Source organism: Ensifer sp. B1-9, from assembly GCF_050474445.1.
GTDB lineage: Bacteria > Pseudomonadota > Alphaproteobacteria > Rhizobiales > Rhizobiaceae > Ensifer.
In genome coordinates this window covers 16844-34011 of the sequence record NZ_JBCHVG010000016.1, presented here as the reverse complement: position 1 = coordinate 34011, position 17168 = coordinate 16844, and the positions used below count along the sequence as shown (strand labels likewise).

The window sequence follows — 17168 nt, the reverse complement described above, 5'->3', positions numbered from 1 at the left end:
GCGGCGCCAGTTCGCCGTTCCCCAACAAGCGAGATCGGAAGACATCATGACCGACATCTCAGACACGGAAACAGTCGCGGCCGTCAGGATGTGCGACATCAAGAAATCCTACGGTGGGGTCCATGCCCTGCGCGGTGTCAATCTAAAGGTCAGTCCCGGAACCATTCATGCCCTGGTCGGGGAGAACGGCGCGGGTAAGTCGAGTTTGCTGAAGATCCTTCAGGGCGTGGTCACTCCGACCGAGGGCACGATCAACGTCCACGGCGAGCCGATGACAGTGTGCACGCCGGAGAATGCACGCCGTCTAGGGATCGAGATGATCTTCCAGGACCTAAGCCTCATTCCTTCGCTTTCGATCGCGCAGAACATATTTCTGAACTGCGAGCCGAAGCGGTTTTCGATGCTCGTGGACGAGAAGGAGGAAGTCGATCGAGCGGCTGAGATCATCGCTCAACTCAATCTCCACATTGATCCCCGCACGCTGGTGTCCGAGCTCAGCCCAGGACAGACCCAACTCACCGAAATTGCAAAAGCAATCTCCAAGAATGCACGAGTGCTTATCTTGGACGAGCCGACTTCTTCGCTAAGCTCCCAGGAAGTCGATACGCTTTTCGGCATGCTGCGGAAGTTGACCGCCGCGGGCACAGCCATAATCTATGTCTCGCATCGCATGACCGAAATCATAACGATCGCTGATGACATAACCATCCTGCGCGACGGCCAGAACGTCACGTCCGGTAAGGTGGCCGACTTCACACTGGACAGCATCGTGCAGCACATGGTCGGCAAACGCGTGAGCGGCTTCGAATACCGGTCCCGTACGGTAGACAGGACCGTCAGCCCAGCCTTGCGCGTGCGGGGCGTATCCGGTCCCGCCGGAAAGCCCGACGCCGTCTCGTTCGACCTGTTCAAAGGAGAGGTACTGGGCATCGCGGGCCTCATGGGAGCGGGACGCAGCGAGCTTGCTAGAGTTCTCTTCGGTATCGACAGAAAAACCGCCGGCGAGATCGAGCTCCACGGCCGCGGTCTCCAACTCTCGGAACCCGCTGATGCCATTAAGGCCGGCATCGTACTGGTTCCGGAAAGCCGCCATGAAGAAGGGCTCGTCATCGAACACAGCGTCGGTGACAACCTCACCCTCCCCCAGATCGATCTCGTAACCCGAGGGGTCTTGATCGATCGCCGCAAGGAGGGGGAGTTGACATCGAGCTTGATTTCCAGGCTCCGGATCAAGACGCCAAATGCCGAAAACCGGGTGCGCAACCTTTCGGGTGGAAATCAACAAAAGATCGTCATAGCAAAATGGCTGGCTATCGATCCTTCTGTCGTGATCCTCGACGAACCGACAGCAGGTGTAGACATCGGCTCGAAGGCGGAAATCGTCGATCTGATTCGCGGCATCGCCGACGCTGGAAAGTCGGTCATCGTCATTTCGTCGGAGCCAGCAGAACTCCTCGCCACAAGCGACCGCATCCTCGTGCTTTGCAACGGCCGCCTCGCCCGGGAAATCACGCGCGACGAGATCGACAGTTGGGCCACCAATGTTGGCGATGAAACCCAATCTTCTCTGATCCGTACGGAACTAGGCCTGCAGGTCGCGATACAGAAGGCAAATCACCATGTCCACTGATGGCAAAACCCTGACCGCCGACGCCTCGGCTCGCACCAAAAGCTCCATTCTCGGAAACTGGCGGGACTATGTCGTTTACATCGGCTTCGTCGCAATATTCGTCGTTTTCGCAATTGCCTTGCAAGACCGCGGATTCCTTTCAACGAACAACCTGCTGAACATAATCCGGCAGACGGCAATCGTGGCGATCATCGCGATGGCCATGTCTTTTGTATTGTCAGCGGGTGAAATCGACCTCTCGGTCGGCGCTGTCGCAGGCCTGAGTTCGGTGGTGGCAGGCCTTGTTCTTATTCAATATGGCCTTGTTCCCGGAATTCTCGCCGGTCTCGCGCTCGGGGCGGCAGTGGGCGCCGTGAACGGCGCGCTCACGGCCTATCTTGGTATCCCATCATTTCTCGTGACACTCGGCATGATGGGCATAGCCAGAGGCGTGGGCATGTGGGTTAGCGGAACATCCCCTGTTCCGGTCATCGACGAAGCGTTCATATTCATCTTCGGATCCGGAAACATTGGCCCGGTGCCTGTTCTCGTCTTGTGGGTCGCAATCCTTGGCAGTATCGCGCACATCGCGCTCCGGAAAACTCCGTTCGGTCGCAAAGTGATGTCCGCCGGCGGGAATCCGGTCGCTGCGCGCTACAGCGGTATCGACGTCCGCAACATCAAGTTTCAGGTTCTCATCCTCACGGGAATGGCAGCGGCCATCGCTGGAATGCTCTACGCGGGGCGTCTGCAGTCCGGCCGCTTCCAACTCGGTGAAGGCGACGAGCTTTCGGTCATTGCCGCAGTGGTCCTTGGAGGCACAAGTCTTTTCGGCGGTCGCGGTACGGTCATTGGATCAATTGTCGGGGCGCTTTTGATCGGCGTCATCAATAACGGGCTGATCCTCGCTGGTCTTGAATACAGCCAACAACTAATCGCGCGCGGAGCGCTGATTATCCTTGCAGTAGCGGTCGGGCGCGGTCGCTAAGTCGAAGTCATTATCTGGAGGAATAGCAATGCGAGTAATTGTCACCGGCGGCAGCGGAAAGCTTGGACGAGCAACGGTCAAGCATCTGATTGAAAGCGGACACGACGTCATCAACGCCGATCATGTGGAGCCGGAACACAACCTATGCCCATTCGTGCGTGTCAATTTCGAGGACATGCGGGCCACGCTCGAAGCGATCGCCGGCTTCGATTGGGATCACAACCGGAAGACCGAAGCCGTCGTACATCTAGCTGCGGTCCCCATGCCTGGGAGAGTGGCCCCGGCTGACGTTTTCAGGGTCAATACGATCTCGACCTATAATGTCTTCGAAGCATGCCGGCTGCTCGGCATCAAAAACGTCGTTTGGGCCTCCAGCGAGACCCTTCTCGGCATCCCCTATGACATCAAGCCTGACTACTTTCCAGCGGACGAAAGTTTCGAGTCCCGGCCGGAAACTTCGTATTCCCTCTCGAAGCATCTCGGAGAGGAAATGGCCAAGCAGTTTTGCCGCTGGGACAAGGATCTCAAGATTGTCTGCCTGCGCTTTTCAAACGTCATGGACGAAAGCGAATACACCTCGTTTCCGGACTTCGAAAGCAATCCCGGCAGCAGACGCTTCAATCTCTGGACCTACATCGATGCGCGTGACGGCGCTCAGGCGATCCGGAAATCACTCGAATGGTCTGGGACGGGTGCCGAAGTCTTCATTATCGCGAACGAGGACGGTGTGATGACCACGCCCAACAAGGTCCTCGTAGACAAATTCTATCCCGGAGTGCCGTTCGGCAGGACCGTTGCAGACCACGAGACGCTCCTTTCCATCGAAAAAGCGAAAGCCGTTCTGGGATACAAGCCCGAGCACAGCTGGCGTCGATACGCAGGCTCCTAACGCAACCATACTGTCTGGAGAAAGCGCATGGCCTCTACAAAGAAGTTCGAGATCGCCGCCGAAGCGAAGGAAGATACGTTTGCCAAGACCATGACGGCAACCGCCCATCTGAGAATCCGCCAGCTGATCCTCGATAACAAGTGGCCGCCGGGTTTCCAGGCGACCGAGCAGGAAGTGGCATCAACGCTCGGCATGAGCCGTACTCCGGTCAGGGAAGCGTTAATGCGACTTCAACAGGACGGCCTGGTGTCAGTCATCCCGCGGCACGGAATGCGCGTGCTTCCAGTGTCGTCTGCCGACATGAAGGAAATCTACGATATCCTGACGTCGCTCGAAAGCACGGCGGCCGAGCTTGCCGCCGGCCGGAATCTCTCCGATCAGCAACTCGAGGGCCTCGAGAAGGCCACCGCGGACATGGACAAGGCGCTTGAGGAAGACGACCTCGAGCGATGGGCGCAGGCTGACGCCCGGTTCCACGAGCAGCTTCTGGAACTTGGCGGTAACCAGATGCTCAAATCAGTCGTCCTCAACTTCATCGATCGGGCGCACCGCGTCCGCATGCTCACGCTCAAAATGCGCCCCAAGCCGGTGAACTCGACCCGCGAGCACGCCCAACTGGTGGAAGCCATTCGGGAAGGTGATCGCGAAAAGGCGCGGAACATCCACAAGGCACATCGCGAAAGGGCCGGTCGAGAATTACTCGCGCTTCTCGACCATCTGGGCCTCAACCACCTTTGAACAGGTACAACAATGACCATCTCGAACCAGTCGTTCAAAATCGCAGTCCTCCCCGGAGACGGGATTGGCAAAGAAGTGATGCCCGCATGCCTGGAGGTCCTCGCAGCAGCGATATCCTCGGTCGGTGCAGCACCTATGACCTTCGAGGTCCACAACGCAGGCGCACAATATTACTCCGAAACTGGAGAAGCGCTCCCTTCCGTGACCCTCGACGCATGCAAGTCGTCCGATGCGATCCTCTTCGGCGCGATGGGTTGGCCGGATATTCGATTCCCCGATGGAACCGAGATAATTCCGCAACTCGATCTCCGAATGGAACTCGGATTGTTCGCTGGAGTCCGACCGATCCGTTGGTTTCCAGGACTTCCGAGGGTCCTGACTGACCCCCGTGCCGAAGATATCGATTTCGTGCTCGTCCGCGAGCAGACAGAGGGTCTGTTCTACGCTCGTGGCAGAGGTGAGATAGTCAACGACGCCGAAGCGTACGACACGATGCAGATCACTCGTGCGGGCACCGAACGCGTTGCCGAGTTTGCCTTCCAATTGGCGGCGCAGCGCAAGCGCCGAGGCAAATCCGGTACGGTCACCTGTGTCGACAAAGCAAACGTCTTCAGTTCGATGGCTTTTTTCCGGAAGATTTTCGACGAGGTCGCTGCGCGCCATCCCAGTCTTCAGCGAGACCACGCCTATGTCGATGCTCTCGCGCTGACAATGGTGAAAAAGCCGTGGACGCTCGATGTCCTGGTTACTGAGAATATGTTTGGCGACATTCTTTCCGACTTGGCCGCAGGCCTGATCGGCGGCATGGGCATGGCTCCCTCGGCCGACATCGGTGAGAAGTATGGTCTGTTCCAGCCCGCTCACGGGACGGCCCCTGATATCGCGGGCAAAGGCATTGCGAACCCCTGTGCCATGCTCCTTTCCGGCGCGATGATGCTTGACTGGCTCGCCGCCCATCATGCTGACGAGAAACTCGCGGACGCGGCGAGGATGATCGAGGGTGCGGTCGAACACACGCTGTCCACAAAGTTGGCTGTTCCGATGGAATACGGCGGCACGGCCAACTGCACCGAGATGACGAGGTCGGTCATCAACTCCCTGTCAGCTGTCCGCAGGGAGGTCGCATGACCGGGTTCGTTGTGGTGGTCGATTTTCAAGTTCACGACGGGTGCATGGAACGGTTCCTGCCGGCCATCGTCGAAAATGCCGCAATGTCGCTGCGCGACGAGCCAGATTGCTCCGTTTTCGAGGTGTGCCAGGACCCCGAGCGCCCGAACCGTGTCTACCTGTACGAAGTCTATCGGGACCGGGCGGCCTTCGACGTCCATCTGGCGAGTTCACACTTCCTACGCTTCAACGAGATGTCCCAGCCATGGGTCGTCGAAAAGCGGGTCGAAACCCTGCAACGCGTTCCCGCCCTACTGGACGGAGGCAAACTATGACCGAGAAGATCAAGGCGATCGTGTTCGATACTTTCGGAACCGTCGTAGACTGGCGCGGCTCGATCATCAGTGATCTCAGCGCTTGGGGCACGCTTCAAGGCATCGAGGTGGACTGGGCAGAGTTGGTCGATCGCTGGCGCGATCGCTACAATCCGCAGAAGGCTCGCGTCCGGAGCGGTGAATTACCCTGGACCAACCTCGACGAGCTTCACCTTGAGGCATTGTATGCCGTCTTCGACGAAATGGGAATTCCTCTTCTCGACGAAACAAGATTGCTTCATGTCAACAGGGTTTGGCATCGGCTCTCCGGTTGGCCGGATGCATCGGCAGGCCTGCATCGCCTCAAGCGGAAGTTCATCATCGGCCCGCTTTCAAACGCCAATGTCGCCATTCTCGTGAACATGGCCAAGCATGCCGATCTGCCTTGGGACAATGTGTTCTCGTGTGAACTCTTCCGTCATTACAAGCCGGATCCAGAGACATATCTCGGCGTGTGCAAAATGCTCTATCTGAAGCCCGAGGCGGTCATGATGTGCGCGGCACACAATTACGATCTCGCAGCGGCGCGCAGCCTGGGGCTCAAAACCGCCTTCATTCCTCGCCCCACCGAATATGGCCCCGGACAGACCACCGATCTGAAAGCGGAACAAAACTGGGACTACGTCGCAGAAGACCTGAACCATCTGGCGGCTCAGCTAGGCTGCTAAAGGAATACGCACATGCAAACCTACAAGATGCTCATTGACGGGAAATGGGAAGACTCCACCACAGGAGAGACCTTCGCGTCCCACAATCCGTTCATCGGAAAGCCCTGGGCGTTGATACCCAAAGGCAACAGGGACGATGCTGAACGCGCCGTTGAGGCTGCACACAGGGCGTTCACGTCCGGCCCGTGGCCGAGACTGACCGCGAGCGACCGAGGGCATCTCCTCAGGAAGCTTGGCGACCTGATCGCCGAAAACGCCGAGCGCCTCGCGACGATAGAGACCACAGACAACGGCAAACTCATCAATGAAATGCTGTTCCAGCTGAAATACATTCCGCAGTGGTACTATTACTTCGGGGGCCTCGCCGACAAGATCGAAGGCACGGTCATCCCGATAGACAAGCCGGAAACATTCAACTTCACCCGCAACGAGCCGCTCGGTGTCTGCGTCGGGATCACACCGTGGAATTCTCCGCTCCTTCTTCTTGCCTACAAGCTTGCTCCGGCACTTGCGGCGGGAAATACCTTTGTCGCGAAGCCCTCTGAATTCACATCGGCATCCACGCTCGAGTTCGCCAAACTGGTGGAGAGGGCCGGCTTCCCTGCCGGGGTCTTCAATGTGGTGACGGGTTTCGGCGCGGATGTTGGAGAGACACTGACAACCCACAGGCACGTCGCGAAGATCGCCTTCACGGGCAGCGAGGCGACAGGGCGCAAGATCGGAGAGCTGGCTGTCCGCAGTTTCAAGAAGGTCACGTTGGAGCTTGGCGGGAAAAGCCCACATATCGTCTTTGCAGACGCCGAGATCAACAATGCGGTGAACGGTGTCATTTCCGGCATCTTCGCTGCAACCGGCCAGACCTGCATCGCGGGCTCGCGCCTGCTTGTGGAGCGCAAGATCCACGACCAGTTTCTCGAGAAGGTAATCGCGCTGGCTCGAACCGCGCGGATGGGAGACCCCCTGTCCACTGCCACGCAGGTTGGCCCGGTCACCACTCCGCCGCAGCTCGAGAAGATCCTCGGCTATATCGACATCGCAAGGGCCGAAGGCGCCGAATGCCTTCTTGGCGGCGGCAGACCTTCCGCGCCCGAGTTCGCAGATGGCTGGTTTGTCGAACCGACAATCTTCGCTGGTGTGCGGAACGACATGCGCATCGCCCAGGAGGAAGTGTTCGGTCCTGTTCTATCAGTTATTCCTTTCGACACCGAAGAGGAAGCGATCCAAATTGCAAACGACACCGTTTATGGACTCGCCGCGGGGTTCTGGACGCAGGATATGAGGCGGATTCTTCGTGTTTCGTCGGCGATCCAAGCCGGGACTGTCTGGGTCAACACCTATCGCACCATCAGCTACATGTCGCCGCTCGGTGGCTACAAACACTCGGGCATCGGCCGCGAGAACGGCATGGCTTCGATCCAGAACTACCTGCAAACGAAGAGCGTAATGATCTCGACAGCGGACAGCGTCGCGAACCCTTTCATCATGCGGTGACACGATGACGAATCACAGGAGACTCCTCATCGGTTGCGTGGCGGACGACTTCACAGGCGCAACTGACGTCGCCGGGATCTTCGCGAAGTCCGGAATGAAGACCACGGTTCTGATCGACGTCCCCGAGGGTGGGTTATCGATCGACGCCGATGTTGTCGTTATCGCGCTGAAGACGCGCACTGCCCCTCCTAGTGAGGCGGTGCGCCAATCTCTCGCGGCCCTCCGGTGGCTACGCGATCGAGGTTCCGAGCGGATCTACTTCAAGTACTGCTCGACGTTCGACTCAACGGCAAACGGCAACATCGGACCGGTTATCGATGCCATGCTTGAGGAACTGGACAGCGGCTTCACTATCGCGTGTCCAGCTTTTCCGGCGAACGGCCGGACGATTTACAAGGGCAACCTTTTCGTCGGCGATGTCCCGCTGAACGAGTCCGGCATGAAGCAGCATCCGCTCACGCCGATGACGGATTCGAACCTTGTAAGAGTCCTCTCACCGCAGACAAGGCACAAGGTTACCGCCTGCTATCGAGATACAGTCAGCGCAGGCGTAGGCGAAGTGCGGGCCTGGGCAGACAAAACGAGGGCAGACGGGTTTGGAGTGGCGATTGTGGACGCCATTGCCGACGAAGACCTCGAAGTCGTGGCGCAAGCCTTCGCCGACACCCCGCTCCTAACGGGTGCGTCGGGTTTAGCGCTTGGGTTGGCGACAGTCCTCTTTAAAGATCGACCGACATCGCAAAGCAAACCTGAGTTCGCGAGTACTCACGGATCAAGGGCCGTGGTGTCGGGCAGTTGCTCAGTGGCAACTAATGGCCAAGTCGCGGCAATGCTGAGAGGTCACGAGGGCTTCAAGGTCGACGTCGCATCGCTCGCAGCAGGAGAAGATGTCGTTTCCGCAGCACTGGGTTGGGCGGCAGATAGGCTGGGCCGGAAGCCCATCCTCTTTTATGCGACAGCAAATCCCGAGGAAGTGAAAGCAAACCAGTCGAGTTTCGGTATCGGCAAAGCCGGCGAGATGGTCGAAAGCGCGCTTGCACGGATTGCCGGCTCTCTCGTCGATCTCGGTGTGTCCGAATTGATTGTTGCCGGTGGCGAGACGTCGGGCGCTGTCGTCAAACATCTTGGCATAAACCAACTTGATATCGGCAACGAGATCGCGCCTGGTGTGCCATGGGTCAGTGCCCCGCTCCGTTCCGGGCAGCTGTGGCTAGCCCTGAAGTCCGGAAATTTTGGCGGGCGCGAGTTCTTCGTGGACGCTTGGGATAAAATTCGATGACGGCCATCGTATCTGAGGAAACCAGAACCCGCGACAACATCGCCAGGGTCGGGAAGTCTATATTCGACCGAGGCCTAACTTCTGGCTCGACCGGCAACATCAGTGTGCGGCTCTCTGACGACCGAATGTTGATGACCCCTACCAACGCTTCTCTCGGAATGCTTGAGCCGGAACGGCTCTCTCTCTTCTCCGCGGAAGGCGTCCACGTAGGCGGCGACAAGCCGACCAAAGAAGCGTTTCTCCACAAATGCATGTATTGCGACAGGTCACGAAGCGCGGTCGTCCATCTGCACTCCACCTACTCCGTCGCGGCAAGCATTCTAAGAGACGTTAACGAGCATGACGTCCTTCCTCCGCTCACCGCCTACTATGTGATGCGCGTGGGAAGCCTTCCGTTGGTCCCCTATTTTCCGCCAGGCGATGAAGCCCTCGCGGCCGCGGTCGGTGCGGCAGCGGAGAAACATCACGCCGTTCTTATGGCGAACCACGGGCCTGTCGTGGCGGGCAAGACGCTTGAGGACGCGCAGTACGCCACAGAAGAGTTGGAGGAGACAGCCAAGCTCTTTCTTCTTCTCCAACACCGCGACATTCGACCGCTGACCGCAGCCCAAAAGGAGGCGCTGCTGAACCGGTCAAAATGAGCGGCTTCAATCTCTCAATCAAGTCAATCGGCCAAGTATATGAAGAGGAGGTCATATGTCTGGACACACTGAAGCTGTGCGCCTGTCCGCCATGGAGGGCGCCCGAAACGAAGCGGAGGATGGACTCTACAGAAAAGTGACGTGGCGGCTCCTGCCGCTCCTGCTGGTTTGCTACATGGTATCCTATCTGGATCGTATCAATATCAGCTTCGCGAAGATCGCAATGAATGAGGAGCTGCGGTTTAGCGAAGCTGTCTATGGCTTGGGGGCCGGACTGTTCTTCATTGGCTATGCGCTCGCGGAGGTGCCTAGCAACCTGATGCTTCACCGTTTCGGCGCTAGGCGGTGGTTGGCGAGAATACTGTTCACGTGGGGTTGCATCTCGATGGCGATGGCTTTCGTGTATTCGGAAACGTCGTTCTATATCCTACGAATCCTGCTCGGCGTGGGTGAGGCAGGTCTCTTTCCCGGCGTTATATTCTTCCTTTTGACGTGGTATCCGTCACACCGGCGCGCGCGGATCACATCGCTGCTGTATTTGGCAGCACCCCTTGCAGGTGTACTCGGTGCTCCGCTTTCCGCCGTAATCATCGCCGGAACGCATGGTGCCCTTGGTATTTCCGGTTGGCAGTGGATGTTCATTATTGAAGGCCTTCCCGCGGTTCTTCTCGCATTTGTGGTCATGAAATGGCTAACCAACAGTATCGAGGACGCCTCGTGGCTTTCGCCGTCGGAGAAAAAGACGTTACGCGCGAACCTCGATAGCGAAGATCTGTTGAAGCATGAAATGCGGTTCACTCGCGTCTTCTTTGACAAGAATGTACTGGCCTTGAGCGGCATCCTTTTCGGTATCGTCCTCTCGCAGTCTGGTGTCTTCTTCTATCTGCCTTCGCTTATCCGCAACGCCGGGATCACAGACACCATTGAGATCGGCATCCTCTCGGCAGTCCCCTATGGAGCCGCCGTTGTGGTGATGCTGCTCGTCAACCGGAATTCCGACCGTATGGGTGAGCGCCGTTGGCACCTTTTCGGAAGCTGCGCGCTTGGCATCGCCGGGTTCGTTGTCGCGACGCTTTTCAAGACAAACATCGTTATGGTCGTCACAGGCCTCAGCATGGCCATCAGTGGCGTCATGGCTGCACTGCCCGTCTTTTGGACCCTTCCCACAGCGATACTTAAAGGAAAAGCTGCGGCCACCGGCATAGCCTTCGTGAACAGTATTGCGCTAACCGCTGGCTTCGTCGCACCGTCCATCATCGGCTATCTCACCGCCGCAACGGGTGCGACCGACGCCGGCATCTATCTGGTAGCCGTCGTCTGGACTGTAACCGCTCTTTGCGCCTTGTACTTCGTGAAGCCCAAAACCGCCTGAACGCAGATGCCGGGCTCCTCGGAGTCCGGCTTCCAACCGGAGGAGCAATTTCAGAAATGCCAGATTTTCAAAGCGTGAGACTTCTCGGCTTCGACGTATACGGCACGGTCGTAGATTGGCGTGGGAGCGTCGCTCGGCACGTCGAGGCGTTCTTCTTAAACGCGAACTGCGAGGTCGACCCCTTCAAATTTGCTACGGACTGGCGGTCCCTTTACCAGCCCGCCATGGAGCCAATCCGCCAAGGTGCTCGCCCATGGGTAACGCTTGACGTCTTAAACTTGGAGAACCTCAAGGCAACTATGGCGGATCACGGCATCGACGCGGAGCGTTTCAGCCTGTCTCAGCTCAAAGAACTCAACGCCGCCTGGGAGCGTCTCGATCCGTGGCCGGATTCCGTTGAGGCGATCTGCCGTCTTAAACGCAAGTTTGCTGTCGGCACGATCTCGAACGGGCATACCGCGGGGATGTTGTGGCTCGCAAAGTACGCCGACCTACGCTGGGACGTAATTCTCGGCGCTGAGGTTGCGAGGAACTACAAACCACGCCCCGAGGTCTACCGCCTATCAGCGGAGCGTGCCGGTCTCGACATCGGCCAGACCGCGATGGTTGCTGCGCACAATGATGACCTGGAAGCTGCGGCCGAGTGCGGCATGAGCACGTTTTTCGTCCTCCGGCCAACGGAGCACGGACCGGAGCAAACATCCGATCTCTCGGCGCACGGACAATGGACAATCGTGGCGGCAGACCTGAAGGAGCTAGCGGACATTCTTGAGTGTTGATCACGCCAGACGACCAATTTTCTTTTGATGCCAGGGCGCATTGCGACACCAAGACGCCCTGTGCAGAGTAGCGCTTGGCTCCACTACCGACCGTGTCCGCAACGACCCCGTGGACTCCGATTTCCCACTATCGCGATCGCGACTGCGCTTTGAAAGCTGATGGCTAACTGGATCAACACCGGTCGGCCGCCAACTCCGTAGCGACATGCCTCCGAAGGGTATTGAAGGCTCGATGCAGACGCTGGCGGTCGCCGTTTCGTGTCACTTCCCCAGGTAATCCTGAACGAGCCACGATAGCTGAGTATATCGCCTATGTCCGTCGCCTAGCGGATTTCTCCAGCAAATCGACCGCTTGCCGAACAACAGTGCGGCTGCGCTTTCGGTTGCAACGGCGACCAAGGGACGCGAACGCGTCTGCTGCAGCCTCGATGGCGTTCGCAATCAGTCCCTCATTTGAGTCAACGCGCCCACGCGGTTGAGTCAAAGTCACTGAATTCACTGACATGATTATTGACTCGTTATACCAGTATAGGTATTACCTCATACATCATAGGATGCATGGAGGAATAGATGACTGCGATCGCGCTGTTTGGTGCAGGTGGGAAAATGGGCTGCCGCCTTTCCAAAAACTTGAAGGGTTCTAGGTTCGACGTCCGCCACGTCGAAGTGAGCGCGGAAGGCACGGAACGCCTGAGGAACGAACTAGGTCTTGAAACGGTCGGAGTTGATGAGGCGCTGAACGGCGTCGATGTGGTGATCCTGGCGGTACCGGATACCGTGATCGGCAAAGTAGCTGCGAGTATTGCGCAGAAGCTCCAGTCGGGAACGATCGTCATCGCACTGGATGCAGCCGCTCCCGCCGCCGGGCACCTTCCGATCCGCCCTGATCTCACGTATTTCGTTACCCACCCCTGCCACCCTCCGATTTTCAACGACGAGACGGACCTCGTTGCGAAGCGCGACTTTTTTGGTGGCGTCGCAGCCAAGCAGCACATCGTTTCCGCTCTCATGCAGGGGCCTGAGGAGCACTGGGCGCTTGGGGAAGAAATAGCGAAGGTAATCTGGGCCCCGGTCATGCGTTCACACCGGGTCACTGTGGAACAAATCGCGCTGCTGGAGCCGGGCCTTTCTGAGACTGTCTGTGCATCGCTTCTCTACGTCATGCGGCAAGCCATGGACGAATGCGTTTCGCGCGGCGTGCCCAAAGAAGCGGCGCGCGATTTCTTGCTAGGCCACATGAACGTGCTCGGCGCAGTCATTTTTGAAGAGACGCCAGGCGTTTTCTCCGATGCGTGCAACAAAGCGATCGAATTCGGAATCCCGGTTCTGATGAAGGACGACTGGAAGAAGGTCTTCGAACCTCAGGAGATCGCGGAAAGCATCCGCCGTATCACCTGACGCCGTCGATTTGCATCACAATCGGAGCATCAGAAAATGAGCGCCACGATTATCGAGGCCGCTGTGAACGGGCCGTGGACCCGCGAACGACAACCCAAAATACCAATCGCAATCGATGAGATCGTCACTGAAGCAGTTGCATGCGCCAGCGCCGGGGCATCGGTGATCCATTTCCATGCATACGATATCACGACCGGCAACCAGACGACCGATCTATCCGTGATCGAGGAAATCATCTCTGCAATCCGCGCGGAGGTCGATGTCCTTGTCTACCCGGCGATCCGCTACATGAGTAACGCGCAAGCCATCGAGCCCTCTGCTGGGGAGAGACGTTACAGCCATTTTGCCACTCTGGGCGAAACGAGAAAGCTCGACTGGCTCATCGTTGATCCAGGTTCCACAAACCTCGTGCGGTACAGCGACCTCAATCTGGAAGATGCGGTTGTCGATATCAACACACCAATTGCAATCCGGCATGGACTGAACGTGGCGGCTGAGTTCGGGCTGAATCCGACGATGGCCATCTACGACCCCGGCTATCTTCGTCTTGCTCACCACCTCGTTTCGCAAAACGCCAAGCTGAAAAAGCCGATGTATCGGTTCATGTTCTCGGAACAACTGACCTTCGGGTTCCCGCCCCGTACCTACGCGCTCCAGGCCTACTTGGAGCTCTACCGTGAACTTGGGATTTCGGCGCCTTGGATGGTAGCGGGCTTGGGAACCAACGTCCTGCCGCTCGTTCCCGAGGTCGTGGACCGCGGAGGCCATGTTCGAGCAGGACTAGAAGATTTCGATCTTGGTTCGGAGATCGGAAACCTCGCCCTGGTGGAGGCCACGGCGAAGGCAATCGAGGCTGCCGGCGGCACGGTGGCTTCAACCACGGAGGCGCGGGAGATCCTAGCCTAAGAAACCGTAAATGCCATCCATCTACTCGGGAGGAGAAAATGAAGGCATCGCATACATCCACGTTGATCAAGCTAGTGTTCGCGGCGTCTACCATCGCGGCGCCCGCAGCAGCACAGGAGTACAACGAACATAGCTTGAAGCTGAGCTACGTTGTACCCAAGTCACATTCCTATGGGGCCGGCGTCGAGTTCCTGGAAAACTGGCTCCAGGAGAAATCCGGCGGCAAGATCAAACTGAAGGGTTATCCAGACGGCCTGCTGGGTGCCGAGGTTCAATCCATCTCCGGCGCGAAGGGCAACGTCATCCAGCTCGCGGTGGTCTCGACTGCAGCCGCCGCCACGACCGTGCCGGCATTCGGCCTTTTCGATATGCCCTACCTTTTCCGCACGCACGCCGAAGCGGATGCGATCCTTGACGGCGAGATCGGCACGGAGGTTCTCGGAAAGCTTGAGGAGAACTCCTTGGTGGGACTTTGCTACTGGGAAAACGGCTTCCGTCACGTGACGAACAACAAGCATCCGATCACGAAGTTGGAGGACTTCGCAGGATTGAAGATCCGAACCATAGAGAACCCAGTGTTTATCGACACCTTCAATACGCTCGGCGCGAACGCAGTTCCAATGGCCTTCACAGAAGTCTATTCAGCGCTTGAGACGGGCGCGATTGATGGACAGGAAACACCGCACAACAGTATCTCGACTAGCAGGTTCTACGAGGTCCAGAAGTATGTGAGTGAGACGGGCCACATCTACGGCGCCGCAGTCGTGCTTGCAAGCAAGGACCTCTGGGACCAGTTGAATGATGACGAGCGCACCCTTCTGAGAAAGGGCTGCGAAGAAGCTCGCGCATTTGAACGGGGCAAGAACCGCGAAGACGACCCGAAACTGAAGGAGAACCTCGTCGCCGAGGGGATGGAAGCCAACGAGGTTTCCGCGGAAGAGCTGAGCCGCATCCAGGAAGCTCTGAAACCAGTCTACGACAAGCATGCCGACCGTATCGGCCGCGAAACCGTCGACGGCGCTCTCAAGGCGCTCGAGGAATTGAGGAAGGCCAACTAACCCCTTCCCAGCGGGCGCGATGCCTTGAGCTGCGCCCGTAACCCCCACGAGGTTCAAACATGCAAAAACCGACGCTGCTGATTATGCGGACCATCCGCATGGCCATTGCCCTTTTGCTCATGGGCATGGTCGTTCTCACATTCACCAACGTGGTCCTGCGATACGCCGCCAACAGCGGTCTTTCCTTTTCGGAGGAACTTTCGCGATGGTTCTATGTCTGGCTGGTTTTCATTGGCTCGATCCTCGCGGTCTACGAGAGGGGCCACATCGCAATGGAGGGCATCCTTCATTCCCTTCCCCGCCGAGTGCAGTCTTTCTGCAATATCGCTAGCGCACTTATAATGATTGGCGTTTCCTGGCTGATACTAAAAGGAAGCTACGCACAAAGCTGGCTCAATCTTGGTGCACATGCGCCAGCCACGGGCCTGCCGATGCTCTTCTACTATCTGCCGGGCGTGATCTTCGGCATCGCCTCGATTGCAATCTTGATCATTCAGATCATCGAGATCATTCGACATGGCAGTCCGGACCCGGACTCGACGCAGCCTGGCTACATCGTGGAGTGACGCCAATGATCATCGTCGTATTTCTTGCCTCGCTCCTAGCCGCCATGGCGCTGGGAATGCCTATTGCCTTTGCCCTTCTCGTCTCAGCGGGCGCAATGATGCTGCAACTGGGGTTGTTCGATTCTCAAATCATCGCCCAGAACCTAATCGGCGGCGTCGACAGTTTCCCCCTGATGGCGGTACCGTTCTTCATGCTCGCCGGCGAAGTCATGAACCGAGGCGGTCTTTCGCGACGCGTCATCGATCTTGCTCTTTCTATCGTCGGTCACTTGCGCGGGGGCCTCGGCTACGTCGTCATCATCTCGGCAACGCTGCTTTCCGCCATCTCAGGATCGGCGATCGCCGATGCAGCCGCTCTCGCAGCGTTGCTGGTTCCGGCAATGGTGGCCGCCGGGCACCAACCGGCGCGTTCTGCTGGCCTCGTAGCATCTTCGAGCATCATCGCGCCGGTGATCCCACCAAGCATTGGGTTGGTGCTTTTCGGCGTCACAGCAAACGTATCGATTACCGGCCTGTTCCTTGGTGGTATCATTCCTGGGATTGTGATGGCCATGGGTCTGACAGCCACCTGGTTCTACCTGGCAAGCAAGGAAAAGGTGGATCTTCCGTCACGCGCGGCGGCCGGAGTTGTTCTGACGAACGTCCGCCGGGCGGGATGGGCGCTTTTGATGCCCGTCATCATCGTGTTCGGCTTGAAGCTAGGCGTATTCACGCCGACCGAGGCTGCGGTGGTGGCCGCCGTGTACGCCATATTCGTTTCCGTCGTCGTCTATAAGGAACTGAGCCTTGCTGCCCTGTACGAGGTATTCGTGGCGGCCGCAAAGAGTACTGCCATGGTGATGTTCCTCGTAGGAGCGGCGGTCGTGACGTCGTGGCTGATCGTAATCGCCGACCTTCCTGTAATGCTCAGCGAGTTGCTCGCTCCCTTGGTCGGCTCTCCGCAATTTCTTATGTTCGTTATCGTGGCGATCGTCCTCCTCGTCGGGACGGCGATGGACATGACACCGACGATCCTGATCCTGACACCTGTTCTGATGCCCGTGGTGAGAGAGGCGGGCATCGATCCGATCTACTTCGGTATCATTTTCATCATTGCCAACTCGATCGGACTTATTACGCCCCCTGTTGGCACGGTTCTAAACGCGGTCACTGGCGTTACACGAATAAAAATGGAAGATGTTATACGAGGGGCTAACCCGTTCCTTGTCGCCCACACCGCCGTACTTGTCCTACTGTTGCTCGTCCCGCAAATTGTGACGTTGCCGCTAAGCTGGATGCGATAGGTTCGCGCGGCATTAGCCATCA

The 17168-nt window shown here is 57.8% G+C and carries 17 protein-coding genes; all 17 read left to right on the top strand.

The window, feature by feature from the left end; genetic code table 11:
* Positions 1-46: 46 nt before the first annotated feature.
* The 17 genes from ACQ5BM_RS27185 (at position 47) to ACQ5BM_RS27105 (ending at position 17146) form a co-directional block, all read left to right on the top strand.
* Positions 47-1630, top strand: coding sequence for a sugar ABC transporter ATP-binding protein (locus tag ACQ5BM_RS27185; protein ID WP_429818048.1), 1584 nt, complete (start codon positions 47-49; stop codon positions 1628-1630).
* Entirely contained in the window at positions 1620-2597 is a 978-nt protein-coding gene (locus tag ACQ5BM_RS27180; protein ID WP_429818046.1) for an ABC transporter permease, read from the top strand. The genes ACQ5BM_RS27185 and ACQ5BM_RS27180 overlap by 11 nt, the downstream gene beginning before the upstream one ends.
* A gap of 28 nt (positions 2598-2625) precedes the next feature.
* On the top strand, positions 2626-3486 hold the full coding sequence (locus tag ACQ5BM_RS27175) for an NAD-dependent epimerase/dehydratase family protein (protein WP_429818044.1): 861 nt from the start codon (positions 2626-2628) through the stop codon (positions 3484-3486).
* Between the two features lie 27 nt (positions 3487-3513).
* Positions 3514-4224: a GntR family transcriptional regulator gene (locus tag ACQ5BM_RS27170; protein ID WP_429818042.1), complete on the top strand. Its 711-nt coding sequence runs from the start codon at positions 3514-3516 to the stop codon at positions 4222-4224.
* 12 nt (positions 4225-4236) lie between these two features.
* On the top strand, positions 4237-5352 hold the full coding sequence (locus ACQ5BM_RS27165; protein ID WP_429818040.1) for an isocitrate/isopropylmalate dehydrogenase family protein: 1116 nt from the start codon (positions 4237-4239) through the stop codon (positions 5350-5352).
* A complete protein-coding gene (locus tag ACQ5BM_RS27160) occupies positions 5349-5666 on the top strand; it encodes a putative quinol monooxygenase (RefSeq protein ID WP_429818038.1) in 318 nt (105 codons plus the stop codon). Before ACQ5BM_RS27165 ends, ACQ5BM_RS27160 begins: the two co-directional genes overlap by 4 nt.
* A complete protein-coding gene (locus tag ACQ5BM_RS27155; RefSeq protein WP_429818036.1) occupies positions 5663-6373 on the top strand; it encodes a haloacid dehalogenase type II in 711 nt (236 codons plus the stop codon). Before ACQ5BM_RS27160 ends, ACQ5BM_RS27155 begins: the two co-directional genes overlap by 4 nt.
* A gap of 12 nt (positions 6374-6385) precedes the next feature.
* Positions 6386-7864 carry an aldehyde dehydrogenase gene (locus ACQ5BM_RS27150; protein ID WP_429818034.1) on the top strand — a complete coding sequence of 493 codons (1479 nt, stop codon included), beginning with the start codon at positions 6386-6388 and terminating at the stop codon, positions 7862-7864.
* Between the two features lie 4 nt (positions 7865-7868).
* Positions 7869-9143, top strand: coding sequence for a 3-oxo-tetronate kinase (gene otnK / locus ACQ5BM_RS27145; protein ID WP_429818032.1), 1275 nt, complete (start codon positions 7869-7871; stop codon positions 9141-9143).
* Complete coding sequence (otnC, locus tag ACQ5BM_RS27140; protein ID WP_429818030.1) at positions 9140-9784, top strand: 3-oxo-tetronate 4-phosphate decarboxylase; 645 nt, start codon at positions 9140-9142, stop codon at positions 9782-9784. Before otnK ends, otnC begins: the two co-directional genes overlap by 4 nt.
* A 55-nt stretch (positions 9785-9839) precedes the next feature.
* Positions 9840-11156 (top strand): MFS transporter, encoded by a 1317-nt coding sequence (locus ACQ5BM_RS27135; RefSeq protein WP_429818028.1) that lies wholly within the window; start codon positions 9840-9842, stop codon positions 11154-11156.
* A gap of 56 nt (positions 11157-11212) precedes the next feature.
* On the top strand, positions 11213-11935 hold the full coding sequence (locus ACQ5BM_RS27130) for a haloacid dehalogenase type II (RefSeq protein WP_429818026.1): 723 nt from the start codon (positions 11213-11215) through the stop codon (positions 11933-11935).
* 570 nt (positions 11936-12505) lie between these two features.
* Positions 12506-13333, top strand: a complete 828-nt coding sequence (locus ACQ5BM_RS27125) for a phosphogluconate dehydrogenase C-terminal domain-containing protein (RefSeq protein ID WP_429818024.1) — start codon at positions 12506-12508, stop codon at positions 13331-13333.
* A gap of 36 nt (positions 13334-13369) precedes the next feature.
* Positions 13370-14239 carry a 3-keto-5-aminohexanoate cleavage protein gene (locus ACQ5BM_RS27120; protein WP_429818022.1) on the top strand — a complete coding sequence of 290 codons (870 nt, stop codon included), beginning with the start codon at positions 13370-13372 and terminating at the stop codon, positions 14237-14239.
* 38 nt (positions 14240-14277) lie between these two features.
* Complete coding sequence (locus ACQ5BM_RS27115) at positions 14278-15297, top strand: DctP family TRAP transporter solute-binding subunit (RefSeq protein ID WP_429818020.1); 1020 nt, start codon at positions 14278-14280, stop codon at positions 15295-15297.
* Positions 15298-15356: 59 nt separating this feature from the next.
* Positions 15357-15863 carry a TRAP transporter small permease gene (locus ACQ5BM_RS27110; protein WP_429818018.1) on the top strand — a complete coding sequence of 169 codons (507 nt, stop codon included), beginning with the start codon at positions 15357-15359 and terminating at the stop codon, positions 15861-15863.
* Positions 15864-15868: 5 nt separating this feature from the next.
* On the top strand, positions 15869-17146 hold the full coding sequence (locus tag ACQ5BM_RS27105) for a TRAP transporter large permease subunit (RefSeq protein ID WP_429818016.1): 1278 nt from the start codon (positions 15869-15871) through the stop codon (positions 17144-17146).
* Positions 17147-17168 lie beyond the last annotated feature (22 nt).